We start from the raw sequence: 23,037 nt of genomic DNA on the forward strand, positions 1-23,037 counted from the left end.
AATTCAACGGGTCGGGGTTCGGGTTGGCTCACCGGGTCAGACGCAACTTGCCTGCGGATTCTCGGCGATGGCTTGGTCAGCAAGGTGGCGTTCGCGAGGGCCCCAGGTTTCCTTGGTCACCAGCGCCGCCCACAGGCCGATTAGCGCGTAGCCGATGAAGAGCGCGGCCGGGCCCATCCAGCCGAACTGCATGAAAAGCAAAGTGGTGATGAACGGGGTGAAACCGGAAACCATGGCCGAAATCTGGTAAGCCAGTGAGGCGCCGGAGGAGCGGGTCTTGGCCTGGAAGAGCTCCGGGAACCAGGCCCCCTGGGCACCTGCCATGGAGTTCTGGCAGATGGCATAGGAGATCACGATCGTGGCAATGATCATCAGGAACGAGCCGGTGTTGACCATGAGGAACATCGGAATGCCGAAGAGCGCGGCAAAGGCGCAAGCGAAGAGGTAGACGGTGCGACGTCCAACGCGGTCGGTGAGCCGGCCCCAGCGGTAGGTCGCGTAGATGCCGATGGCCGAGGCGATGCTCAAGGCGGTCAGCGTCTGCCAGTTCGCGGCCAAGCCAGTGGTGTGCAGGTAGGAAATCATGTAGGTGATGGAGACCGCGTAGCCCGCGGTCTCGGCAATGCGAAGCCCGATGCCGCGCAGGATATTGCGCCAGTCGGTGCGAATGACATCCTTGATCGGCGACTTGACGATCTGCCCTGATTTCTTCACATCATCGAAGACCGGGGACTCCGGGACCTTCGAACGGATGACCAGTCCCACGATCACCAGCAGCAGGCTGGCCAGGAACGGAACGCGCCATCCCCAGTCGCCAGGCAACTGCACGCTGACCAGGAACACCAGATTGGCCAGCAGCAGCCCTACCGGGAATCCGGACTGGACAATCCCGGTGAACCTGCCCTTTTGCTTCCATGGCGCGTGTTCGTAGGTCATCAGGATTGCCCCGCCCCATTCGGCGCCGAAGGCCAGGCCCTGGACAATGCGCACGAAGACCAGGAGCGCTGGAGCCAGCACGCCGACCTGCTCGTAGGTGGGCAGCACGCCGATGAAGAATGTGGCCAGGCCCATGACGATCAGCGAGGTGACGAGCACCGGCTTGCGCCCGATCTTGTCACCAAGATGGCCACCGATAATCCCGCCCAAGGGCCGGGCGGCGAAACCTACGCCCAGGGTGGCGAAGGATGCAAGCGTTCCGGTGAGCGGGTCAGCGCCGGGGAAGAATGCGTGTCCGAAATACAGGGCGGCCGCGGTGCCGAAGCCGATGAAATCGTAGGTTTCAATGGTGGCTCCGACGCTGGAGCCTATCGCGACGCGCTTGGCGTCCTTGGTGCCGTGGATCGGGCCACGCATTTCTAGAGCTTCGCTGCTCATGAGTGGCTCCCTTCGTGAGTTGTGGGATGCGGGCAATTTTCATTGTTGACAGTCAACACTAATAGAAGTGTGAGCGACGGCACAAGTTCTGTCAAGAGAAAATTTAACAGTTGACTGTCAACAGTAAACAAAACTATCGTGGTGTGCACCACAAACTTCTGGTGCGTTTGTCCAGAGCAGAGCACCGCAACCACCAAGTTCGCCTCATCGTTGTTCGGGCGAGCCGTATTGAAAGCAGGAATCCGATGAATCAAATCCAGCGCACTGCAGTACTGACCGGTGCCACCTCGCCACAGGGGATCGGCATCGAAACCGCCCGTCACTTGGCCCGGGAAGGCTGGGGCATAGCGATTCTGGATCTGGACCACTCCGCATCCGAGCGCGTAGCCACGGAGATTGCAGAAGAATTTGGCGTGCCGGCATTCGGCCACCAGATCGACGTCGCCGACGAGTCATCGGTCGCCGCGGCGCAGGCGGCAGTGGCAGCGCGCGTCGCCGCGGGGGAGCTGTCTGCTACTGGCGCCGTAGTGAATATAGCGGGAATTACCTCCCCGGTGGATTTCCTGGATACGACTTTGGATATCTGGAACAAGATCATGAACGTCAACGCCACGGGCACGTACCTGGTGACCAAGGCATTCCTGCCGGAAATGATTGAGAGCGGATGGGGACGAGTAATCAACATGTCCTCCGTGTCAGCCCAGCGTGGCGGCGGAGTCTTCGGCAAGGTCCCTTATTCCTCGGCGAAAGCGGCAATCCTCGGATTCACCAAGGCGCTGGCCCGCGAGATCTCGGCCAGCGGCGTCACCGTCAACGCGATTGCACCGGGCGCTGTGGATACCAACATCCGTGTTGGCAGCACCGACGAGCAGGAGGCGGCCATTGCCGCGGGAATCCCCATTGGGCGCACCGCAACCACCGGAGAAGTCGCATCGGTCATTGGCTTCCTGGCCTCCGAAGGTGCGTCCTACCTGACCGGCACCACCATTGACATCAATGGCGGCAGCCACATGCATTAGCAGTTCCAGGTCTGGGCCAGTCCAAGGACTAGAAGAAGCCAGTGGCCACGCCCCGAAAATTCTTGGGCGTGGCCACTGGCTTCTTGCGTTGTTCTGGCCGAAGCTATCCGAACCAGGGCTTCTCGGCAGCGGCGAGCGTCCCATCGTTCTTGGCCATGTTCAGCCACTGGTCCACGTATTCCTGGAATTCGTCATCGCCCAGCGGCAGCAGGTAGGCCTTCTGGGAGAAATTGAACGGCTTATCCGGGTGCACCGCGCACAGCTCGGAGTGCTCGTTGGCCACCCAGCGGGTTTCCGAGGCATCGGTGGTCATCACGTCGGCACGCCCGGCAATGATCTCATCGAAGATCTTGTTGTTGTCCTCGAAACGGATGATCTCACCTTCGGGGTAATTCGCGTCGGCGAACTTCTCGTTGGTGCCGCTGATCGGGGTGATGGAACGGACCCCGGGCTGCTTGATTTCCTTGACCGTGTCGTACTTCTCCACGTTCTCGCACAAGGTGATCGGCGTCTTGCCCTCGTCCAATGTGGCTTCGCTGTAGTAGGCCTGCTGGGCGCGTTCCATGGAAATGGAAACACCACCCACTGCGATATCGCACTTGGATAGGAAGTCCGGCATCAAGTCCTTCCACGAGGTCTGGATGAACTCGGGTTCTACGCCCATCGACTCGGCAAGATTCTTGGCCATCGTGATGTCGATTCCCGACCAATCCCCGGTTTCCGGGTCAAGGTAGGTGAGCGGCCGGTAGTCGCCGGTGGTGCAGACCTTCAGTGTCCCCGAGTCGCTGACCGCTGCCAGTTGCGTATCTGTTGCCTCTGGTTCCTGGTCAGCGCCGGGATCCGGTGCGGGAGCGGAGCATCCCGAGACGGATACAGCAACGCCCAAGGTGAATAACGGTATACGGCGGATGAAGGACGGGATCTTCTTTGAACGGTCGGTCATAGCCAAAACCTATAAGTTCCGTCCGTCGCCATACAAGAGCCGGTCGCTGATCTTACGTTCCGGAGCTATTGCACGAACTGACGACGGGGTTATGTCCGACGATGCCGTGGAAATGAACGATTTAGGACTTCAGAGACGTTGAATCCGGCACGGGGAGACTAGTCTCCAATTGGTCAGCTTGTCGCGTTACGTTTGCGGTGAATCATGGAAGAGGCCATGGCTGTGAGTTAGGTGTTGCCAACGAACTTATGGAGTTCGATGAAGTACTGACTCACAGGGTAATCAACGAAGGTTTTTCTAGGACTGTAAAATTCTTTTTCGAGATCTTACGCGACCAGCCATCCAAGACATGCTCGGGAAGCTCACGAATTACCTTGTTCGTTTCCTGCAATTCTCCGCCCCAATTGACTTCGTGACCATGATTTTTGATGGCCTCCGAAAGTTCTGGGGTAATTACTGATAGGTGATGATAGAGTCGCTGAGCTTCGAAAGGAGCGATAGCTGAATTCTTGATCGTATTGGTCGCAAATGCTGTGCGCTGTATGGCCCACATCAAACGGAAGGCCGCCTCAACAAATTCGTTGTGATCCTCGGAATTCAAAGTGGTCTGTGAGTCTGTCCGAGAGATTGCCCCGATGACCAATCGGCATCGAGCAATGGATTCTGTAGTGAGCGCGTCGACCGCCTCGTGCACTTTCGAACGCTCTCGCGCCCAATGATTCGTCATGTAAGTGCTAGCCGAAATGAATACTGAGACGCCTGAGAAGATAATGGCCATCATAGATAAGGTCAATTCAACTCCTTGATTGAGGGTTGTTCATTGTTTCATCGTGGTGTTCGCCTTGTCGAATAATCCGGTCCTGTGAAGGATGGATAGTCAATTCTTCAGGTTCCATTTTCTGCCCGGCAATTCATGAGCCCCACTGACATTCCGATATTCGTTCGGTCCTACGCCAGATAATGCTGAGCACACATCCACGGATCGTTGGTGGTCTGGCCCTGTGGTCTTACATGTATCGCTCCGAATTACGACCGGATGGCAAGTGAAAGAATTTGGCCTCGGTTGCTGAAATTGTGCAAGGCTGGGCAGTCGTTCGACGACTGGAACCCAGTGAATGGAGCGGATTTAGTCGACGCGCAGGAGCAGGATCGTGCAGCTAGACCGTTTTGTTGCGCAACGATCGTCGCCATCCGCGACTCCCATTTTGCCTCCGCCAATGACCAGTCAGCTAGATAATTAGTTGTCGAACTGCGCTTTTACGCCGACGTAAGAGGCCGGGACATTCGATCATTTGCCGACTTCATGTCTAAAGCCGCGATGAGATCTCGACTGTGCTGGTGTTCCGCATTGCCCAGGAAATCGTTGAGGGTTCGATGCTCCACCAGCTCGCCCTCGTAGAACACTGCCACGTCGTCACTCACATAGCGGATCACGTCCATGTCGTGGGAGATGACCACGAGGTTCAGCCCCATGTGCTCGCGCAGATCAAGCAGCAGGTCGAGGATGTGGCGCTGGGCTACCGAATCCAGTGCAGAGGTGGACTCATCGCAAATCAATACCTGAGGGTCGGTCAGCAGCGCCCGCGCGATGGCCAGGCGCTGGAGCTGGCCGCCGGAGCACTGGCCGGGCCTGCGATCGAGCAATTGCTCGGCCAATCCCACCTGGGCCATGGCTTGCGCCATGCGCTCGCCGGCCTGGATTGCCGGCAGCTGGTGCACCGCCGCGCTCATCGACGTGCGGATGGAAAGCCGGGGATCGAAGGACGAGTACGGTTCCTGGGCAATGACCTGCACCCGCGTCGCTTCGCCATTGCGGCGCGTATCGATGATCCGTCCGGTCGTTGGCTCTTCCAACCCGGCCAGCAGCCTGGCGAAGGTGCTCTTGCCCGAACCGGAGCGGCCCACCACTCCCAGGACCTGGCCGCCGTGCAGGCGCAAGCTGGTGGGCTTCAATGCTGCCGGTCCCTTCGCGCGGCGCGTGTAGTTCTTGCCCGCATCCACCGCTTCCAGCAAGCATGCGGAATCCTTAACGCGTGGCGTGCGCAGGGGAGGCAAGCTGGCTTCCACCAGCTCGCGTGTCTTGGCGTGACGGTCCTTGGAGAAGATCTGCGCGGTGGGGCATTGGTCCACAATTTGCCCGTCGCTGACTACTACGACGCGGTCTGCGATGTGCTGGATGCTGGCGATGTCGTGGGTGATGAACAGGACGCCCACGCCACGTTCCTGCTGCTTGCGGCGCAACAATTGCAGCACTTCGGCCTTGAGAATCGAGTCCAAGGATGACGTTGGTTCATCAGCCAAAATGAACTCCGGGTCAGCGGCCAAGGCAATAGCCAGCATGGCGCGTTGGGCCATCCCGCCGGAGAGCTGGTCCGGGCGCTGGCCGGCAATCTGCTGGGCAGGGGACAGGCCTACTTCTTCGAGCAAGGACAGTACCTGCTGCTCGTGCTGGCGGGCTTTGCCCCAGCCGTGGGCTCCCAGGGCTTCAAGCAGATGCGCGCGGATGGTCAGCCGCGGGTTCATCACGCGCTTGGGCTGCTGGAACAGCATGCTGATGCGCCGTCCGCGCACCGAGTCCATGGCCTTCTCGCCCAGCTGGTCAAGGCGCTGGTCGTCAAGCAGGATCTGCCCCTCGGCACGCAGCTGCTGGGGCAGCAGGCCGATGATCGCCTTGGTGAGCAGCGTCTTGCCGGAACCGGAACGCCCGACCACCGCCACCAATTCGCCGGCTCGCAGGGCACCGCGTGCCTCGGAGAGCAATCGCTGATCGCCGGAGCTGACCGAAAGATCAATGAATTCAAGTTCCCTAGTCATGGGCTTCCGCCTTGGCCTCGGTGGCCAGCACGTCCTGCCCGCCCAGCACGTGGGTGATTCGATTGCCCAGCAAGGTGACGCAGAAGCTGACCAGGAAGATGGCCGCGCCCGGCGCAATCAGGCCCCAAGGGGAGCGGATGGCATGAGGCTGGGCTTCGGCCAGCATCGAACCCCAGTCGGACTGCGGCGGTTGGACGCCGATGCCCAGATAGGACAAGGAGCCGAGCAATACCAGCAGCAGACCGAAGCGCAATGCCGCCTGGGCCAGCACCGGTCCAGCCACGAAGGGCAGGACGTGGTGGCGCAGGATGAACCAGCGCGAAGCGCCGACATGCCTGGAGGCTTCGACATGGTGGGTGGATAAGGCCTGGGCCGCCATGGAACGCACCAACCGTGCGGTGGGAGTCCATGCCACGACGCCTACGGAAAGCACCATGGTGAAGAATCCGGGGCCCATGACCGCGATGATCAGCAGCGCAATCACGATTTCGGGCAGCGCGAGCAGCAAGTCGTTCACGCGCAGGAAGAGCTCATCCAGCCATCCGCCGCGCACCGCGCTGAGCAGGCCCAGTGCGGTGCCAACCAGCAGCGCGAACAGCGTGGTGATCAGCGCTACCGATAGCGAGAACCGGCCACCGTGCAGCACGCGGCTCAAGGTGTCGCGGCCCAGGGCATCGGTGCCCAGCAGATGGGACAGGCTGGGACCTTGCAACCGGTCCGCCAGGTTCTGGGCGTCGGGGTTGTAGGGGGAAATCCACGGGGCGGCGATGGTCAGGATGACCACCGCCAGCAAGATGAACGCGGGAGGGGAAAACAGGATTTCCCTGGAATGATTCCTAGCCATGTCGTACACCAATCCTCACATTGGGATCGCTGATCCTGTGCACCAGGTCAACGATTCCGGTCACCACTACAGCACAGGTGACGACCACCACCACGCCACCCTGGGCGACCGGGATATCGGCATCGACGATGGAGTCGAAGATCAGCCGGCCCATTCCGGGAATGGCGAAGATGACTTCCACGATGACCGACCCGCCCAGCAGCCCGGCAAACCAGACACCCACCATGGTCCACAGCGGCAGCAATCCGTGGGGAACCACATGGCGAACCAGGGCTTGGGTGCTGCTCAGCCCGCGGGCGCGGGCGGCCAGCACGTGCTCGGAGTCCAATGCCTGGCGCACCCCCGAGCGCACCGCGACGGTGAAGAAGCTGATGGGGCGCAAGGCCAGAATGAAGACCGGCAGCACCATCGAGGCCGGGGATTCGAACCCGGCCGAGGGAAGCAGCGAGAAGCGCACCGCGAAGAGCAGGACCAGCAGCGGAGCCAGCGCATATTCGGGGATGGCAATCAACGCATGGGTCGCCGAGGTGATCAGCCTATCGGGCCACCTCCCGGCACGGGTGGCCGACAGCACTCCCAAGACAATGGACACGGCGATGGCCACCACCAGCGCGCTGCCGGCCAAGGACAGGGTGACGCCAATGGCCGGCAGCACCTGGTCGGCTACCGGGGTGCCGCTGATATGCGAGATGCCCATGTCTCCAGTGGCGAACCGGCCCAGCCACCGTCCGAACTGCACCAGCATCGGGTCGTGCAGGCCGAATTGCTGTGCGTAGGCCTGCACCGTTGCCTCGTCGGCGGCCCCGATGTCCATGCGGGCGCGCAGCAAGGACCGCACGGGGTCCCCGGGGGAAACGAAGGGGACCAGGAATACCGCGAAGGATGAAAGCAGAACTGCTGCGCCGAGTCCAATGGCCCGGCGCAGCATGGTGGCTAGAGGAGACACGCTAGCTGGTCTTCGCCAGATCCTTGGTCAGCACGTAGCGGGTCAGCGGGTCCTGGACGTAGCCCTGGACCTTGGCTCCCACGCCGTCGATAGCCTGCTCGTTGACCAGCCAGACGTTCGCTGCATCGTCGGCGAGCAGATTGCCTGCCTGGCGGTACAGGTCGTGGCGCTGGGCCTCGTCCTTCTCTGCCAGTGCCTGGCCGATCAGCTGGTCGTAGTCCTCGTTGCAGTAGTGGCTCAGGTTGTAGCCGCCCTCGCAGGTGTAGTCGGACTGGAGGAAGCCGATCGGATCGGCAATGTCGATCATCCGGTTGCGCTGGCTGAGGATCATGTCGTACTTGCCGGCCAGCACATCGGGCTCCGCAGCGCCATAGGACTTGGTCACCACATTGGCCTGCAAGCCGATCTGCTTGAACTGCTCCTGGATGATGGCGCCTACCCCGGCGAACTCCGCGCGTTCGGTGATCGCAATAATTTCCAGCGGCTTGTCCTGCATGTATCCGGAAGCTTCCACCAGCTTCTTGGCTTCTTCGATATTCACTTGCGGTACAGCCAGATCCGTATTAGCCCAGCTTTCGCTCGGGGCGAAGGGCCCGGTGGCGGGCTGAGCAGCACCTTCGTAGATGCTTGTGGCCATGGCCGGCAGATCCAAGGCCATGGTGGCGGCCTTGCGCAGGTCCAGGTTCTCGAATGGAGCGCGCGAGTTGTTCAGGTACAGGGTCGAGGTGCGGGGCGAATCGGCCTTGAGCACGCTGATCTTGTCATCAGCTTCCAAGGCCGCCAGGCTGGTGGCAGGGATGGACATGGAGATGTCCGCTTCGCCGGTCTGCACCTGGGTGGAACGGGTGGCGCCTTCGGTGATGTAGCGGATTTCGCCGCCAGCCAGCTTCACCTCGCCGTCCCAGTAATTCTCATTGCGGTCCAAGGTCAGGGACTGCCCGGCCTTCTCGGAGACCGGGGCGAAAGGTCCGGTGCAGTGATTCATCGGATCGATGCCCTTGCCGGTGTACGCCGCAGGGGAGAGCACGCCTGCATTCACGCTGGCCATGCGGTAGGGCAGCAGCGGATCCGCGGCGGGGGTGGTGACACGCACGGTATCAGCGTCGAGGGCTTCTACCTTCTTGATGGTCTTGGGGTTCACGGCGCGGGCCGGGGCGGTGGCCTTGAGCACGTGGTTGAGCGAAGCGGCTACGGCCTCGGCATCCAGGGCCGTTCCATCCTGGAATTGCACGTTCTTGCGCAACTCGAAGTCCCATTCGGTGTCCGAGGACTGCTTCCAGGAAGTAGCGAGCATCGGCTCGACCTTTTTGGTGGTCTGGTCGTATTTGGCCAGGGTTTCCAGGCAGCCGGCGATGGAGAGCACGTAGGCGTCGTCGCTTTCCAGCGCCCAATTGGAAACCGGGGCGCGGAAATTGGCCACGACCACGCGGGCTTCCGGGTCCGCTGCTTTTTCCGGGGCGGAGCTGGCGGGGGTGGAGCTGCAGGCGGTCAGCGCGAGGGCAATGGCCGCGAATCCTGCGGCTGCGCTCAATCGTCCAAGTTTCATGGAAATCCTTCGGCATTACGTGATGGATTGGCATCTAATGCGTTAGAGCCTTGGTAAGCGTACCCTAATTAGTTGCCTAGTTTTGCTGATTATGACCCGGTGGGATAACCGGAGGAAAAGCCCCCGCGCGATGCCTCGAAAGAGTGGAAGCTGAGTAGTGCAAAGTTGCGGTGCCACGTGGAAATTCTGCGAGGACAGTGCGTCATGTGTCGCAGTTCACGCTACGTGGGCAAGGATGGCTGAGCGTCGCACGAGCGATGCAGCATACCAGGCAGCAAGGCCCAGGGGCAGCATGAGGAACAGCCAAGGCAGGAAGCCGGGGATGAGACCCTGGCCGGCCTGTGCCAGCAGCCACCCGACCAGCATGTTCCCGAGCAGCACAGCAAGGCCGCCGCAGCTGGCGAGCAGGCCGAAATAGGATCCAGTGGCCCGGTGCCCGGCGAATTTGGGAACCAATGACAAGGCCGTGGGATGCACGCTCATATGCCCCAAGGCCAGCAGGGTCACCGCGCACAAGATGCGAATCGGACCAGTCTGCTCGCCGAAGGCCGAGGCCGGGAGAAAAGCGAGCACGCCAAAGCCCAAGGCACTGCAGAAGTATCCGCAACGCAGGGTCGCCGCCGCGCCGATCCGTGCAGCGATCCATGCGACGGGCAATTGCAAGCCCAAGGTCAGTACGGAGATCCAAGCGAAAACCAGTCCCAGCCACTGGGTGGGCATGCCCGTGCGTTCCAGTTCCAGCGGGATGGCTAAATAGAGCTGGTTGTATGCCAGCAAGTCCGAGGCATGCAAGGCGCAGAACGCCACGAACTTCCGGTCCGCCAGGCAGCGGCGCAGGCTGCCGGGCTGGAGCTTCGGCGGAGCCGGGCTTACCGGGTGATCGCGCGAAGTGCTTTCCGCAACGGGACGACGCAAGGCCGCAGCGAGGAACAGGCCAATGGCGATGAAGAAGATCGCCCCGAAGCCTGCAACGGTTGCGAACCCCCAGTCCCACAGCGCTGCTCCAACCAGCGGTCCGGTGACCGCGCCGATTTCGCCGGTGATGCTCAGCCAGGCGAAGAGCGAGGCCCGTTTGGCTCCCGTGGGCTGGCCCCTGTCGCGCGCGGTTTGGGCCGCGCCCACCAGGATGCTCAGGCCCGGGGAGAAGAGCGCTCCGCCGAATCCGGTGAGCAATGTGCCGAGGATGAACAACCAGAGCTTCGGGTCGCCGTAGGACAGCGAGGCCGCCAGCGTGAAGAACCCTGCGGCGCGCACCGCGCAACCAATGAGGATCATGCGCCGGGCACCGAAGCGATCGGCCAGGCTGCCTCCGGCCAGGAAGAGCCCTTGCTGGGCGAAGGTCCGGATGCCAAGGATCAGGCCCACCGCGGTGCCGGCCAGCAGGAAGTCGTTGGCCAGCACTACAGCAAGGAAAGGAACCACAGCGTAGAAACCGATATTGAACAGCGTCTGGGTTCCCAGCAGTACGGGGACTTCGAAGCGGGACGTGCTGTTTTTCATGGACCTCGGGGAACGTGTTGGTTTGCTGCGGGCAGGCCATGGCAGGCCTCATGGTTCGAGCCGTTAGCGGCGGCAGTACCCATGGCGGGCTTGGACTCTTCGATCTTAGCCAACCCCGGTGCCCTTGGACGGGTCTTGCACGGTGGCGCCGCGCGGCAGGATGCGCGCCGGGCCGAGGAAGCTTGCCGCCCTGCGCAAGATGCCATCCATCGACTTCAGCTCGCACTCCCAGAGCGTCAGCGATTCCCAGCCAAGTGCGGCCAGGCTATCGCGGTTGCGCTGGTCCCGGGCGATATTGGCATCCAGCTTGGGATTCCAATAACCCGTATTGGATGCGGGGCGGCGCTGGCCCACCGGGCAATCATGGCCGTGCCAGAAGCAGCCGTTGACGAAGATCGCCTTGCGCCGGGCACTGAAGACCAGATCCGGGGAACCGGGGAGTTTCCCGCCCCGCAACGGGATCCCGGGATGCAAAGAGCGCAGCTGGGCAACTTGCTGTGCAGGCAGGATGCCGTGCACGCGGTAGCGGTACCCGGCGGCATGCAGCAATCGGCGCAAGGCCAGTTCCGGCCCGGTGTTCTTGCTGGAAATGCGCGACATGAGCCGCGAACGCTGCGCCGCCGACATGATGTCCATAGTCCATTGTGCGCCGCTAACCAGGCCGTGCGTTGCTGGCTGGGCATTGACTGGATGGCTTGCTGGGGCCACCGGGTGAAACCTCTTGCAACGGTTCTCAAATCCTGGCGGCCGCAGTAGCTTGGGTGCTGGAAGCACCGATCGGCATTGGGCCGGTCGGGAACAGGCAGGAAGATTCGAGGGGGAACCATGCGCGCAGCACGGTACTACGACCAGAAGGACATCCGGATCGAAGACATCGATGAACCGCAGCTGAAGCCCGGAACGGTGGCCATCGACGTGGCCTGGTGCGGCATCTGCGGCACCGATCTGCACGAGTACCTGGAGGGCCCGATCTTCATCCCGCCGGCCGGGCATCCGCACCCGATCTCGGGAGAAAGCGCGCCGGTGACCATGGGCCATGAATTCTCTGGAACCATCACCGCCCTGGGCGAGGGCGTCACCGGCCTTGAAATCGGCGAGAACGTCGTGGTGGAACCGTACATCATCCATGGGGATGTGGACACCAGCAAGGGCCAGCAGTACCAGCTCTCCCAGGACATGAACTTCATCGGCCTGGGCGGCCGCGGGGGAGGGCTGTCCGAGAAAATCGTAGTGGAACGCCGCTGGGTGCATCCCATCGGCAAGATCCCCCTGGATGAGGCCGCGCTGATCGAGCCGCTGTCGGTGGCCCACCACGCCTTCGTCCGCTCCGGGGCGAAGGCCGGGCAGGTGGCGATCGTGGGAGGTGCCGGCCCGATCGGCCTGCTGACCGCAGCGGTGCTCAAGGCCAAGGGGCTGACAGTCTACATCTCGGAACTCTCCGAGGCCCGCAAAGCCAAGGCCCGGGAAACCGGAATTGCCGACGGGATTTTCGATCCCAGGGAAGGGGACGTGGCCGAACGGGTGCGCGAAGCGACCGGCGGCCGGGGTGCGGATACCGGATTCGAGTGTTCCTCGGTCCCGGTGGTGCTGGATATGCTCCTGGACGCGGTGGCTCCCGGCGGGGTGATCGTCAACGTTTCGATTTGGGGGCATAAGCCGCAAGTGGACATGCCCAAGCTGGTCTTGAAGGAAATCGACCTGCGCGGCACCATCGGCTACGCCAATGACCATCCGGACACCATTGCCCTGGTGCAAAGCGGCAAACTGGACCTGGCCCCGTTCATCACCGGGCGCATCGGGCTCGACGAGCTGGTTTCCGAAGGGTTCGACCAGCTGATCAACAACAATGAGGAACACGTGAAAATCATTGTTGATCCGCGGGCCTAGCCTGCAGCTATCGGGGCCAGTTGGATCACTGGCACTGGCCCCCTGGCTGCGGCTAGTGGTGGTGTTCTGCCTGTTTCATCTTGCCAATGATTCCCGGGTCGATGTCTCCCGAACGATGAGCGCCGTGCTCGGAATGCGGTACCGCGAGTTCTCCAGCGGACGAAGCTGCCAACCCCAAACTGGCAACCGCCGCAACCGCAACCGAACCGGCAAACATGCTCCCGAGGACAACTAGGCTGCTGGAACGCACTGCCCGGTGCGGATAGTTCTTCCGCCGCTTGCGCTGCCACAGGAATACCGCCAGCACCGACAGCTCAAGCAGCAGCAAGGAAGCAATCGTGAGATCCAGATTCTTCGTTCCCTCCGGGAACCCCCAAAGGCCGGCAACAATGCTGGCTAAATGCACGGAGGAGACGAGCGCCAGGCAGGGGACCGCAAGCTTCACGGCAGGGGCCGCTGCCTTCAGCAGGCTGGCAACGGCGTACACCAGCGCCACCCCAGCCCAGGCTGCGGATGCTATCACGCCGAGCCACGCCCACCACGGTGCCGGGGCGGACCCGACCCCGAATGCCGAGGCCAGGCTGGCGGAGGAGGCCGCGGCCAGCGCCGCAACTCCCAGTCCGGCGATCCCGGCATAGAGGCCGCCGAAGGCAATGGAGCCCGCAACTGCATCTCGCCCTTGCATGGCAGGTTCGGTGGCAGGCTCCATGGCCTCATGGGAAATCATGACCGTGCAGTATGGGCTGCTGGCGTCCGGTCCTGGGACAGGCCTACCGACAGCAGGACAATCGCGCTGGCTAGATGCAGGACGTTATCCGCACCGTTCAGGGCAATGATGTTCAGTGCTGTAGAGGCCAAGAAGAGGCCGAGGATGCCAACCAGGAGGTAGACGGCGCCCACCGTGGTGTTGGCGAGCTTGGAAGCACGCACGGATCCGAGCCCAGCGATGAGCAGTGCTGCGCCGATGGCCAGGTGGATGACGTTGTGAAGTGGATTGACCTCGAAAATGATCAGCTTCCCGCCCTCTGTTGCGAAGAAATCCACGCCGGCAGTGACAAGGAACCCGAACAGGCCGACAAGGAGGTACACGGCCCCGAAAATCGTTGCGAGCAAGCGGTTAGGCGATGTGCGCATGGCAATCAGTCCTTCCTGGGACACGGATTCTAGTCCGTGTCGAGTTCTGCGGGTTCCGGAAGGAACCCTGTAGAAGTTCTTCGGAGAAGGACGGAAGGCGGATTGGTCTTGATTGGACTTATTTGCCGGCACCGGAGGCACCCAAGGATGCGGTAGGCGTTTTCGCATTGGTGTTCGGTTGGGGACGCTCTGGATCCCTCGGCAAGGAAGCTGATGCGTTGAGAGAGCGAGCCGAAGATGCGCTGGGCCGAAACAGCGAATAGCAGGTCATCGTGGATCTGCGGGCTTCATCTTCTCGCTGCCAGACGCTTCGCGACTATGAGCTGAGTTTCATCTGCTCGTAAGCATCCAATGCAGCCTGCCGCGATTGCTTCAGGTCCACAATGGGCTCCGCGGCCAGCGGCGCGAATCGAGCCGTGTAGCTTCCCTGGGGATCGAATTTCTTGGCCTGCAGTTCCGGGTTGAACACCCTGAAGTACGGTGCCGCGTCGGCGCCGCTTCCAGCGACCCACTGCCAATTGGCAGTATTGCTGGCGAGATCCGCATCTACCAAGGTGTCCCAGAACCAGCGCTCGCCGACCTTCCAATGCACTTGCAGGTTCTTGACCAGCAGGCTGGCTGCCACCATCCGCACCCGGTTATGCATCCATCCGGTCTGCCAAAGCTGCTGCATGCCGGCGTCCACTAGACCGAAACCGGTGCGTCCTTGTTGCCAACAGCTCATATATTCCGCGGCCTGCGGGTCTGCCTCAGGCCAGGCCCAGTCGAAATGATCGAACTGCGCACGCAGATTCCGCTCCGGAAGCTGCGGGTGATGGTAGTACAGGTGCCAGCAGAAATCCCGCCAGGCGAGCTGGCGGCGCATCGCGGTGGCACCGTCGGAAGCCTCGGGATTTACGGCGGCCAGACGGCCCAGCGCCTCCCACATCTGGCTTGCGCTGACATGCCCCCAGCGCAAGGCGGGGGAGAGGGCAGACGTTCCGTCCAGATCGGGGCGGTCATGGTGCTCCGGGTAGTCTTCGGCGATCGATTCCAGCACCTGCTCCAGGCGCTGGCGCGCAGGCGCTTCTCCGGGTTCCCATTGCGCGGCGAGCCCGTCAATCCAGTCCAAAGCCGGCAATAATTCCAAGCTCTCCAACTCGTCGCTGGCGGGAAGATTAGTGTCCGGGAGGGGTTCTTGTGCCTGTGGCGCGGGCAACGGAGGCCGGATCTCGCTGTCGCGCAACGCGTTGTAGAAGGGCGTGAAGACCTTGTAGCCGGTGTTGTTCTTGGTCAGCAGCTCCCAGGGCTCATGCAGGAGCGTCCCGCTGTAGCTGTGGGCGTGGACGCCTCGCGCGTGGAGGTCCTGCTTGATCTGCATGTCGACGGCGCGTTCGGCGTGGCCGTAGCGGCGGTTCCAGTGCACGGTCTGCACGTTGCCATCGTGCACGAGTTCGCTGATGATCCCGGCGGATGGGCCTTGGCGCAGGATGAGCGGGATTCCCAGTTTTTCCAGCGATCTGCGAAGGTCCTCCAGCGCCTGATGCAGCCACCATTTGGCCGCGCCGCCCAGCGGGCGGATGCCGGCAGATGCCTGGTCCAGGACATATACCGCGATCACCGGACCGGAAGAAAGCGCGGCATCCAACGCTGGGTGATCGCTGGTGCGCAGATCATCGCGGAACCATACCAGCTGGGCAGGCAAAGCAGGCTGAGTCATTTGGAGTTCTCCATGGACTCATCCTAGTGGTTATTTAGCTTAGCTAGCTAAATTCTGGTGGATGCCCCGCCTAGCTCGGCGGCTACCGGGCATAGCAAGAGGCTGGTGGTTCCAATCAGTGATTGCACGCACCAGCCTCTTGCCGCGCCTAGGGATCAGGAGCCGTTACCCATATCCTTGGCCGTGTCCTTTGCTTCGCTGTGCAGATGCTCGGCTTCGGAGTTGGCTTCGGATTTGACGGTCTGCACGGATTCCTGGGCGGAATCCCGCAGGTCCTCTGCGGCCTGTCGCGCAGGCTCCCGCAGGTCTTCGGCAATCTGTTTCGCCGCATCCTTGGCCTCTTCGGCCAGCGGTTCTGCCTTGTCCTTGACCCGCTGGACCAGCTCGGCTTCTTTCTGGCTCCCCGGAAGCAGCGACGAGGCCAGCAGTCCTGCCCCGAAGGCGATGATTCCGGCGGCCAGCGGATTGCCCTTGGTCTGCTCCACCACCCTGTGCGGTGCGTCCCTGACGGCTTCCGCGGCGTCTTCGCTGTAGTGGTGCAGCTGGTCACTCGTTGATTCACCGGTTCCCATGACGGAGTCCTTCACCTTCCTGAATGAGTCCTTGACCTTTTCGGATTGTCGGTGGGCAATGTGGCTGGGACTGACCCTGTCGGCAATCGCATCCACATCCTGTTGCATGTCGCCTCGTGTCTGGGCGATTTCCGCGCGGAGTTCTTCTGAATTCTTGCTCATGGTGCATCATCCTTCGGAGTAAAAGCTGATGGAATCCTCTTGACTGTTTCGGCCGTATTAGGCAGTCCCTTGATCTCTTGCATCTTCTTCTTGGCTGCACTTGCCAAGACCAGACCGATCACCGCCCAGAGGGCGGCGACCACCAAAGCCGAGAAGCCGTAGCCAATCCAGAGCGACAATCCGAAGAAAGCCGCAACGGAAAGGAACAGCAAGACGAAGTGGCCGGCTACACCGGCCCCGGCGTACATGCCCGCACCCTTGCCGGCGGAGCTGGCCGACTCCTTCAGCTCCGTCTTTGCCAGCTCGATCTCTTGGCGAACCAGCAGCGATACGTTCTGGGTCAGGTCATTGAACAGGGCGCCGAGGGAACTGCGTTCATGTTCGGCGGAATCGGAATCGGGATCTGGCGTCGTGTGAGTCATCGAATGCTCCTAGCGGTAGTCGGTGCTGCGCGGATCTCCAGGAGGGTAGGAGCGCAGCGGGTCAACGTCCACCGAATCGTCATGTAGCGGGTTGCCTGCAGAATCCACGCGGGTGGTTCCGTGGAAGGACGGGTCAACCCGCACCGGACCTGGCCCGTCAACGCCCGAGGCGTTCGGTGCGCTGGTGGTGCCGGGACCCGCTTCCTGGTCGCGGTGCCCTGTGGCTTCTTTCGGCTCGCTGGCATTCCGGGTCATGCGTCCTGCCAGCAGCCCAGCGCCCAGCGCCAGCCCCAAGAAGGCGGCAGGGCGTTTGCGTGCAAAGCCCTTGACCTCGTCCAGCAAGTCGTGCGGTTCGCGCTGTTCGAGCCAATCGGCGGCCTGGCCGCTGTGATGCGAAGCCTGGTCCACCAGCATGGAGGCGGTTCCGCTCGCGCTGGACTGGTCCAGCATGGCGCGGAACTCATCGCTGATGTCGCGCAGGTTGGCCGCGACCTTGCGCTGCTGCGCGGAGGTCTGCTCCTTCAGGTCGGAGCCGAGTTCATCCCACAGATGGGTGGCCTGGTCCTTGGCCTGATCAGCGAGCATCGAGGCTTCCTGCTTGGCGCTGTCAAGTACGTGGGTGGCGGATTCCTGGCCCTCGCGCGCCAGATCCTGGGCTGCCTGCGCTTTGCCCGACGTACTGCCGCTTCCTGCGGACTGCAGGTCATCGGAATCATGCGCGTCGGCCGGTACCGGTTCGACAGTGCCCGAAGGGAACAGGTCGGTTTGCGGCTCGGTCAACGGATCCGGATCGTTCAAGCCGTGGCGGACGGTTCCGGGTTGCGGGGTGCTGCGCGGGTCATCGGGGAATGGATTCGAACTGGTGTAATCGTTGGTGCTCATGTCTTCCCTTCCTCTGCTGCTGTCGTCAGCTGCGGGTGGCGCGGCAGGTGGCCGCGCATCCGGCTCCGCAGTCCGTGCGGAGCGCTGCTGGTTGCCTACGACGCTAGGCAAGAGCGCGCCGCAGGTCACAGATCGCGGCCAATCCGCAGGAAGCATTCAGGTTCGGTGGCGACAGCTCGGAGCTTCCAGGAAAGCAGGAGGCAAGCGAGTAGGATCGAGCCGGATCCCGAGCGTCCAGCGCACCACCCGGCGCAGCTGCGAGGAGTCCAGCAGTACTGCAATCCCTGCTGCGGCCCAGTCCGCGGCTTTGGAGGAGCAGCGGCACTTTCCGTGGCGAACACGCCAATACCCGACGAGTCCCGGGCATTGGCGACGGGAGCTGGAAGACTGGGCGCTAAGTGTCCGACAAGCGAATCTTCGAAGGAGCACCATGTCCACTTATGCCGTTACCAATCCCGCCACCGGCGTAGTCGAAGCAACCTACCCGACTGCCACCGATGCGCAGATCCAGGATGCCATCGCCGAGGCGCACAGCGCCTACACCCAGTGGTCGGTCTCCGCGCTTCAGGAACGCGTCGCCCTGCTGGAGCGCGTGGCAGACATCTACGAGGCACGCTCCGATCAGCTGGCCGCGATCATCACCCGCGAGATGGGCAAGCCCATCAAGCAGTCGCTGGGGGAAATCGGCATCGTGGCGGCGATCTACCGCTACTACGCCAAGAACGGTCCGGGGTACCTGGCCGACGAGGAGCTGGAGATCGCTTCGGGCGGCAAGGCGCTGGTGCGCAAGGAAGCGGTCGGCGCGCTGCTGGGCATCATGCCGTGGAATTTCCCGTACTACCAAGTGGCACGCTTCGCCGGTCCGAACCTGATGAACGGCAACACCATCCTGCTCAAGCACGCGCCGCAGTGCCCGGAGTCGGCGCTGGCCATGGAGGAGATCTTCAAGGAAGCAGGAGCCCCGCAGGGCGCGTATGTGAACATCTTCGCCACCAATGACCAGGTCGCGGACATCATCGCCGACCGCCGGGTGCAGGGAGTATCCCTGACCGGTTCCGAGCGCGCCGGAGCGGCCGTGGCAGAGATTGCCGGGCGCAACCTGAAGAAGGTGGTGCTGGAACTGGGCGGCTCGGATCCATTCGTGGTCTTCGACGACGCGGACGTGGCGCGCACCGCCAAGCTGGGCATGCGCGCCCGCTTCGGGAACACCGGCCAAGCCTGCAACGCGGCCAAGCGCTTCATTATCGATTCCTCGGTCTACGAGGACTTCTCCCAGGCGCTGGTGGAGCAGGTGGCCGGAATCAAGGTGGGCGACCCGGCCCAGCCGGAGAACTTCCTCGGCCCGCTGTCCTCGGCCGCGGCCCGCGACGGCTTGGCCGCACAGGTGCAGGACGCCATCGACAAGGGTGCCCAGGTCCTGGCCGGAGGCAAGCCGATCCAGGGCGAGGGCGCATTCTACGAGCCGACCATCCTTGCCGGGGTGACCCCCGAGATGCGTGCCTTCTCCGAGGAGCTCTTCGGCCCGGTCGCCGTGCTCTACAGGGTGGATGGCGAAGAGGAAGCCGTGGCCCTGGCCAACAACACCGACTACGGGCTGGGAGCTTCCATCCACACCCAGGACATGGAACGCGCAGAGCGCGTTTCCGTGCAGCTGCAAAGCGGCATGGTGGCCGTCAACGAGCCTTCGGCTTCCTACCCTGAGCTGCCTTTTGGCGGCGTGAAGCGCTCGGGCATCGGCCGCGAGCTGGGCAAGTACGGCATGGACGAATTCATCAACCACAAGCTGGTGAAGATCGCCGGGCGCTAAGACAGGGGATTGCGGCAGCGATCCTGGCTTCCCCGGAGAATTCCGGGTAAGCCAGGACCGTCAGTCGAAAATGGCCTATATGCGGTTAGCAGCGAGCCGTTGAATCAGTGGCACCTGGGCGGGGCCTCCAGTGCCCCGGCAGCTAGCTGCGCGTCATCGCCAGCGGCCACTGTTCTTCCGGGGTGAAGACTGGCAGGGCGTTGGCAATTGCCGTGTGGGTCCAATACCGAACTCGGAAGGCCAGCATGCCGCTTTCCTCCGCTTGCTCGAAGAGCGTGCAGATCCGGGTATTCGCAGGAGTCTCATCGACGATCCGGAGAGCACCGTTGGGAGGCGAGACATGGATGAAACGAAGCTGCTCGCCCTGGGCGTCCAGTATCGCCACGAGGACAGCGCAATTGTGAACGGAAGCGAGGCCCATGACATCGTCTACCGGCTCGTTGAGTTGTGCAATGATCACGGGCATTCCGGGGATCCACCCGTACTCGCTCAAATGGGAGCGTCCTTCGCGCGATCCCAGAAGTTCCGTGACACGTTCAGCAGTCTTGGACCTGACTATACGTCCTGGCATTAGTACTACCTCCACTTTGTTCGTAACTCTCGAGTGCACCCCATAAGTCACGCCACTTCGCAGATTGCCGATGAGTCTGCCAGCAGGCAAGGTTCGCCGTCATTGAGAAGCGGAGTGTGTTTTAAATCTAGGCCACTTGGTCTACGACCGGGAGGGGCGTCCCTGGGTTCTCAGCTAATTTTCAGGCTCAGAGGAGAGCTTTTTGAACTTAGCTTCCGGCCTAGTCAGTAGTTTGTTTGGTCTGCCGCGGACTGCCCGTCGCTAGGCTTCGTATGTACGCCGGAACGGACCGCATTTCCAAGGTCCACAGCCGTGCTTGCCGTTCCCCGCAGATGCGGGCAGATCGTTGCCGCTTCCAGAGCCAGTTGTGATGTCCAGGGACAGTGTTCTGCCCCCGCGCGCAACGACGTCGTGCCGATTAGGGACGTGTCTATCCACACCACGCGCAGTCGAGCGCTGTAAGGTTCGGGATATGTCGAGTCCCGAGTCAGACAAGTCCGGGGTTGTCGGTCACACCGCCAGCCCCTTCAAGCAGTAGTGACGACGCCCACGATCTGTGTGGGCGTATGTCTGGCGTACCCGGGGCGCTGGCCGTGGTGACAAGAAGAACCATTTCTTAATTTCTCACCTCGGAGTACTCGATGCCTTTTGCTCTCTACATGCTTGCCTTGGCGGTTTTCGTCATGGGCACTTCAGAATTCATGCTCGCGGGATTGCTCCCCGCGATCGCGACCGAGCTTGACGTCTCGGTCGGCACGGCGGGCCTGCTGACCTCGGCCTTCGCGATCGGTATGGTCATCGGCGCGCCAGTGATGGCCGCATTCGCTCGCCGTTGGCCACCGCGGCTCACGTTGATCGTCTGCCTTCTCGTGTTCGCGGGAAGCCACGTCATCGGAGCGATGACACCCGTGTTCGCTCTCCTCCTCATCACCCGGGTGCTCAGCGCTCTTGCAAACGCAGGATTCCTCGCCGTAGCACTGAGCACGGCCACTACTCTCGTGCCAGCGAACCAGAAGGGGCGTGCACTGTCGATCCTGCTCTCCGGCACGACGATCGCAACGGTCGCGGGTGTCCCCGCTGGGTCTCTGCTCGGCACAGCGTTGGGCTGGCGAACGACGTTCTGGGCAGTCGCCATCCTCTGTATTCCGGCGGTCTTCGGAGTCGTTCGAGGGATCACGAACAATGCCGGTCAGACCGCAACTGCCGGGTCCTCGCCAAGGCTTCGTGCCGAGCTCAGCCAGTTGGCGACGCCGCGGCTCATCCTGGCCATGGCACTTGGAGCGCTGATCAACGGAGGGACCTTTGCGGCGTTCACCTTCCTCGCCCCCCGTAGTGACCGAGACTGCGGGGATGGCTGATGGGTGGGTGTCCTTCGCACTGGTGATGTTCGGCGTCGGATCATTCCTTGGCGTCACGATCGCTGGGAGACTGTCAGATCAACGCCCCGGCGTCGTGCTTGCAGTCGGCGGCCCGCTGCTGCTGACAGGATGGATCGGATTGGCATTGGTCGCGTCGCATCCCGTTGCGCTTATCGTCCTCGTCTTCGTTCAGGGCTTCCTGTCGTTCGGCGTTGGCAGCACCTTGATCACGCGTGTGCTGTATGCAGCGTCGGCTGCTCCAACGATGGGCGGTTCGTACGCAACCGCGGCATTGAACCTCGGTGCCGCGGCGGGTCCTGTGCTTGGCGCGTTCGGGCTCGCGGCAGGGTTGGGGGTGCTCGCGCCGGTCTGGGTGGCCGCGGCATTGGCGGCGGCCGCGCTCTTGACCATGGTGCTGAGCCGGCGCACGCTTTTGGAAACCACTGCGGAGGCCAATCGATGACAGATCCAAATGCGCTGCTCACGCCTCGTACCCGTCTCCGGATAGCCCGTCTGATTGTTGAAGACGGCTATCCGGCCACGATGGCAGCGAAGATGTATAGGCTCTCTCCGATCACTGCCCGGAAGGGGGCCGGTCGTTGACGGGAAGAGGGTGGGCATGGGATGCAGGATCGCTCCAGCAGGCCGCATTGCAGTCCAGGCAGGACGCCCGAGCATGCCAAGAAGAAGCGGATCATCAATCTGCGCTTGCGACTTCGGCTGGTCCAGCCCAGATCGCTGCGTGACTTGGTCTCCCGGCGTCCAGGGTTCACGCGGTCCTCGCCCGTTGCCGCGTGAACCGCCTCTCCCATATCGATCGTGTCACTGGTGAGCCCTTGCGGCGACATGGGCACCCTTATCCGGGATCGTTGATCCATGTCGATGTCACGAAGTTCGGGAATATCCCCGACGGTGGTGGACATCGTTACGTTGGTCGGCAGCAAGGCGCACGGAACAGAACCGCCACTCCGGGACTGCCCAGAGGCAAAGACCACAAGCCGCGGACCGGAACGGCGTTCGTTCACACAGTGATCGACGACCACCCCCGAGCCGCTTATGCAGAGATCTGCATGGACGAGCGGGCAAGCACAGCGGTGGGAGTTCTCGAACGCGCTGTGGCCTGGTTCGCTGAACGGGGCGTGACCGTCGAGCGAGTCCTATCCGACAACGGGTCGGCCTACAGATCCCACCTTTGGAGGGACTTCTGCGCTCGGCTTGGCATCAGACACAAGCGAGCACCTCCCTATCAGCCGCAGACGAACGGGACGATCGAGCGGTCCCACCGCACACTCGGGGGCGGGTGGGCTTATGCCAAGTTTTACGGTTCAAACGCCGAGCGACGCCTGGCTCTGCCCGGCTGGCTCCACTTCTACAACCACCACCGACACCACTCAGCGATTGGCTGCGCACCCTTCGCCCGACTAAACAATGTCCCTGAACCTCACAGCTAGTTCAGATTTCATGTCCGATTCATTCTGGGTTGATGGGAAAACCATGAGAATCCATCGGGCAAGCAGATGCAGCCAGGCTACGGGATCTACTGTTTCAGAATCCGCT

At 62.3% G+C, this 23,037-nt stretch carries 20 protein-coding genes and 2 pseudogenes; 6 read left to right on the top strand and 16 right to left on the bottom strand.

The features are described from left to right. Positions 1-36: 36 nt before the first annotated feature. Complete coding sequence (locus ACP3TE_RS09305) at positions 37-1,374, bottom strand: MFS transporter (protein ID WP_332489285.1); 1,338 nt, start codon at positions 1,372-1,374, stop codon at positions 37-39. 245 nt (positions 1,375-1,619) lie between these two features. On the opposite strand from ACP3TE_RS09305, the gene ACP3TE_RS09310 reads away from it, so the two are divergent. Continuing rightward, positions 1,620-2,393: an SDR family NAD(P)-dependent oxidoreductase gene (locus tag ACP3TE_RS09310; RefSeq protein ID WP_426733290.1), complete on the top strand. Its 774-nt coding sequence runs from the start codon at positions 1,620-1,622 to the stop codon at positions 2,391-2,393. 103 nt (positions 2,394-2,496) lie between these two features. On the opposite strand, the gene ACP3TE_RS09315 is transcribed toward ACP3TE_RS09310, so the two are convergent. The 8 genes from ACP3TE_RS09315 to ACP3TE_RS09350 all read right to left on the bottom strand — a co-directional run bounded on the left by ACP3TE_RS09315 (position 2,497) and on the right by ACP3TE_RS09350 (position 11,694). Continuing rightward, a complete protein-coding gene (locus ACP3TE_RS09315) occupies positions 2,497-3,336 on the bottom strand; it encodes a transporter substrate-binding domain-containing protein (RefSeq protein WP_426733292.1) in 840 nt (279 codons plus the stop codon). A gap of 271 nt (positions 3,337-3,607) precedes the next feature. Then, positions 3,608-4,129, bottom strand: coding sequence for a hypothetical protein (locus ACP3TE_RS09320; RefSeq protein WP_426733294.1), 522 nt, complete (start codon positions 4,127-4,129; stop codon positions 3,608-3,610). Positions 4,130-4,593: 464 nt separating this feature from the next. Beyond that, positions 4,594-6,150 carry an ABC transporter ATP-binding protein gene (locus ACP3TE_RS09325; RefSeq protein WP_426733296.1) on the bottom strand — a complete coding sequence of 519 codons (1,557 nt, stop codon included), beginning with the start codon at positions 6,148-6,150 and terminating at the stop codon, positions 4,594-4,596. Further along, the gene (locus ACP3TE_RS09330; RefSeq protein WP_332727740.1) at positions 6,143-6,994 is read right to left on the bottom strand and encodes an ABC transporter permease; all 852 of its coding nucleotides are present in this window, start codon (positions 6,992-6,994) and stop codon (positions 6,143-6,145) included. The genes ACP3TE_RS09325 and ACP3TE_RS09330 overlap by 8 nt, the downstream gene beginning before the upstream one ends. After that, positions 6,987-7,940: an ABC transporter permease gene (locus ACP3TE_RS09335; protein WP_426733298.1), complete on the bottom strand. Its 954-nt coding sequence runs from the start codon at positions 7,938-7,940 to the stop codon at positions 6,987-6,989. Before ACP3TE_RS09335 ends, ACP3TE_RS09330 begins: the two co-directional genes overlap by 8 nt. A 1-nt stretch (position 7,941) precedes the next feature. After that, positions 7,942-9,486 carry an ABC transporter substrate-binding protein gene (locus ACP3TE_RS09340; RefSeq protein ID WP_426733300.1) on the bottom strand — a complete coding sequence of 515 codons (1,545 nt, stop codon included), beginning with the start codon at positions 9,484-9,486 and terminating at the stop codon, positions 7,942-7,944. Positions 9,487-9,702: 216 nt separating this feature from the next. Beyond that, on the bottom strand, positions 9,703-10,986 hold the full coding sequence (locus ACP3TE_RS09345) for an MFS transporter (RefSeq protein WP_426733302.1): 1,284 nt from the start codon (positions 10,984-10,986) through the stop codon (positions 9,703-9,705). Positions 10,987-11,091: 105 nt separating this feature from the next. Continuing rightward, positions 11,092-11,694 (bottom strand): very short patch repair endonuclease, encoded by a 603-nt coding sequence (locus ACP3TE_RS09350; RefSeq protein ID WP_426733304.1) that lies wholly within the window; start codon positions 11,692-11,694, stop codon positions 11,092-11,094. 117 nt (positions 11,695-11,811) lie between these two features. On the opposite strand from ACP3TE_RS09350, the gene ACP3TE_RS09355 reads away from it, so the two are divergent. After that, positions 11,812-12,873 (top strand): 2,3-butanediol dehydrogenase, encoded by a 1,062-nt coding sequence (locus ACP3TE_RS09355; protein WP_426733306.1) that lies wholly within the window; start codon positions 11,812-11,814, stop codon positions 12,871-12,873. 52 nt (positions 12,874-12,925) lie between these two features. On the opposite strand, the gene ACP3TE_RS09360 is transcribed toward ACP3TE_RS09355, so the two are convergent. The 6 genes from ACP3TE_RS09360 to ACP3TE_RS09385 all read right to left on the bottom strand — a co-directional run bounded on the left by ACP3TE_RS09360 (position 12,926) and on the right by ACP3TE_RS09385 (position 17,744). Beyond that, positions 12,926-13,600, bottom strand: coding sequence for a hypothetical protein (locus ACP3TE_RS09360; RefSeq protein ID WP_426733308.1), 675 nt, complete (start codon positions 13,598-13,600; stop codon positions 12,926-12,928). Next, positions 13,597-14,007 carry a DUF4383 domain-containing protein gene (locus tag ACP3TE_RS09365; protein WP_426733310.1) on the bottom strand — a complete coding sequence of 137 codons (411 nt, stop codon included), beginning with the start codon at positions 14,005-14,007 and terminating at the stop codon, positions 13,597-13,599. The genes ACP3TE_RS09360 and ACP3TE_RS09365 overlap by 4 nt, the downstream gene beginning before the upstream one ends. A gap of 316 nt (positions 14,008-14,323) precedes the next feature. Then, entirely contained in the window at positions 14,324-15,706 is a 1,383-nt protein-coding gene (locus ACP3TE_RS09370; protein WP_208294294.1) for a cryptochrome/photolyase family protein, read from the bottom strand. A gap of 155 nt (positions 15,707-15,861) precedes the next feature. Then, entirely contained in the window at positions 15,862-16,440 is a 579-nt protein-coding gene (locus ACP3TE_RS09375; RefSeq protein ID WP_426733312.1) for a DUF3618 domain-containing protein, read from the bottom strand. Next, positions 16,437-16,862: a phage holin family protein gene (locus tag ACP3TE_RS09380; protein WP_359185074.1), complete on the bottom strand. Its 426-nt coding sequence runs from the start codon at positions 16,860-16,862 to the stop codon at positions 16,437-16,439. The genes ACP3TE_RS09375 and ACP3TE_RS09380 overlap by 4 nt, the downstream gene beginning before the upstream one ends. A 9-nt stretch (positions 16,863-16,871) precedes the next feature. After that, the gene (locus tag ACP3TE_RS09385) at positions 16,872-17,744 is read right to left on the bottom strand and encodes a hypothetical protein (RefSeq protein WP_426733314.1); all 873 of its coding nucleotides are present in this window, start codon (positions 17,742-17,744) and stop codon (positions 16,872-16,874) included. Between the two features lie 430 nt (positions 17,745-18,174). Between ACP3TE_RS09385 and ACP3TE_RS09390 the strand changes: the two genes are divergently transcribed. Continuing rightward, the gene (locus ACP3TE_RS09390) at positions 18,175-19,551 is read left to right on the top strand and encodes an NAD-dependent succinate-semialdehyde dehydrogenase (RefSeq protein WP_426733316.1); all 1,377 of its coding nucleotides are present in this window, start codon (positions 18,175-18,177) and stop codon (positions 19,549-19,551) included. A gap of 142 nt (positions 19,552-19,693) precedes the next feature. On the opposite strand, the gene ACP3TE_RS09395 is transcribed toward ACP3TE_RS09390, so the two are convergent. After that, a complete protein-coding gene (locus tag ACP3TE_RS09395) occupies positions 19,694-20,122 on the bottom strand; it encodes a hypothetical protein (RefSeq protein WP_133834802.1) in 429 nt (142 codons plus the stop codon). Between the two features lie 566 nt (positions 20,123-20,688). On the opposite strand from ACP3TE_RS09395, the gene ACP3TE_RS09400 reads away from it, so the two are divergent. The 3 genes and pseudogenes from ACP3TE_RS09400 to ACP3TE_RS09410 all read left to right on the top strand — a co-directional run bounded on the left by ACP3TE_RS09400 (position 20,689) and on the right by ACP3TE_RS09410 (position 22,931). Continuing rightward, positions 20,689-20,742 carry a chloramphenicol resistance leader peptide gene (locus ACP3TE_RS09400; protein WP_011113070.1) on the top strand — a complete coding sequence of 18 codons (54 nt, stop codon included), beginning with the start codon at positions 20,689-20,691 and terminating at the stop codon, positions 20,740-20,742. Positions 20,743-20,763: 21 nt separating this feature from the next. Then, a pseudogene (locus ACP3TE_RS09405) lies at positions 20,764-21,943 on the top strand (Cmx/CmrA family chloramphenicol efflux MFS transporter). Further along, a pseudogene (locus ACP3TE_RS09410) lies at positions 21,940-22,931 on the top strand (IS481 family transposase). The pseudogenes ACP3TE_RS09405 and ACP3TE_RS09410 overlap by 4 nt, the downstream one beginning before the upstream one ends. Positions 22,932-23,037 lie beyond the last annotated feature (106 nt).

Source organism: Glutamicibacter sp. 2E12 (genome assembly GCF_050030965.1).
Classification (GTDB): domain Bacteria; phylum Actinomycetota; class Actinomycetes; order Actinomycetales; family Micrococcaceae; genus Glutamicibacter.

Coding starts and splice junctions, on each gene's coding strand:
- ACP3TE_RS09330 (WP_332727740.1), bottom strand. CDS start 6,994: ATGGCTAGGAATCATTCCAGGGAAATCCTGTTTTCCCCTCCCGCGTTC.
- ACP3TE_RS09375 (WP_426733312.1), bottom strand. CDS start 16,440: ATGAGCAAGAATTCAGAAGAACTCCGCGCGGAAATCGCCCAGACACGA.
- ACP3TE_RS09360 (WP_426733308.1), bottom strand. CDS start 13,600: ATGATTTCCCATGAGGCCATGGAGCCTGCCACCGAACCTGCCATGCAA.
- ACP3TE_RS09365 (WP_426733310.1), bottom strand. CDS start 14,007: ATGCGCACATCGCCTAACCGCTTGCTCGCAACGATTTTCGGGGCCGTG.
- ACP3TE_RS09305 (WP_332489285.1), bottom strand. CDS start 1,374: ATGAGCAGCGAAGCTCTAGAAATGCGTGGCCCGATCCACGGCACCAAG.
- ACP3TE_RS09315 (WP_426733292.1), bottom strand. CDS start 3,336: ATGACCGACCGTTCAAAGAAGATCCCGTCCTTCATCCGCCGTATACCG.
- ACP3TE_RS09370 (WP_208294294.1), bottom strand. CDS start 15,706: ATGACTCAGCCTGCTTTGCCTGCCCAGCTGGTATGGTTCCGCGATGAT.
- ACP3TE_RS09345 (WP_426733302.1), bottom strand. CDS start 10,986: ATGAAAAACAGCACGTCCCGCTTCGAAGTCCCCGTACTGCTGGGAACC.
- ACP3TE_RS09380 (WP_359185074.1), bottom strand. CDS start 16,862: ATGACTCACACGACGCCAGATCCCGATTCCGATTCCGCCGAACATGAA.
- ACP3TE_RS09355 (WP_426733306.1), top strand. CDS start 11,812: ATGCGCGCAGCACGGTACTACGACCAGAAGGACATCCGGATCGAAGAC.
- ACP3TE_RS09395 (WP_133834802.1), bottom strand. CDS start 20,122: ATGCCAGGACGTATAGTCAGGTCCAAGACTGCTGAACGTGTCACGGAA.
- ACP3TE_RS09340 (WP_426733300.1), bottom strand. CDS start 9,486: ATGAAACTTGGACGATTGAGCGCAGCCGCAGGATTCGCGGCCATTGCC.
- ACP3TE_RS09390 (WP_426733316.1), top strand. CDS start 18,175: ATGTCCACTTATGCCGTTACCAATCCCGCCACCGGCGTAGTCGAAGCA.
- ACP3TE_RS09385 (WP_426733314.1), bottom strand. CDS start 17,744: ATGAGCACCAACGATTACACCAGTTCGAATCCATTCCCCGATGACCCG.
- ACP3TE_RS09325 (WP_426733296.1), bottom strand. CDS start 6,150: ATGACTAGGGAACTTGAATTCATTGATCTTTCGGTCAGCTCCGGCGAT.
- ACP3TE_RS09310 (WP_426733290.1), top strand. CDS start 1,620: ATGAATCAAATCCAGCGCACTGCAGTACTGACCGGTGCCACCTCGCCA.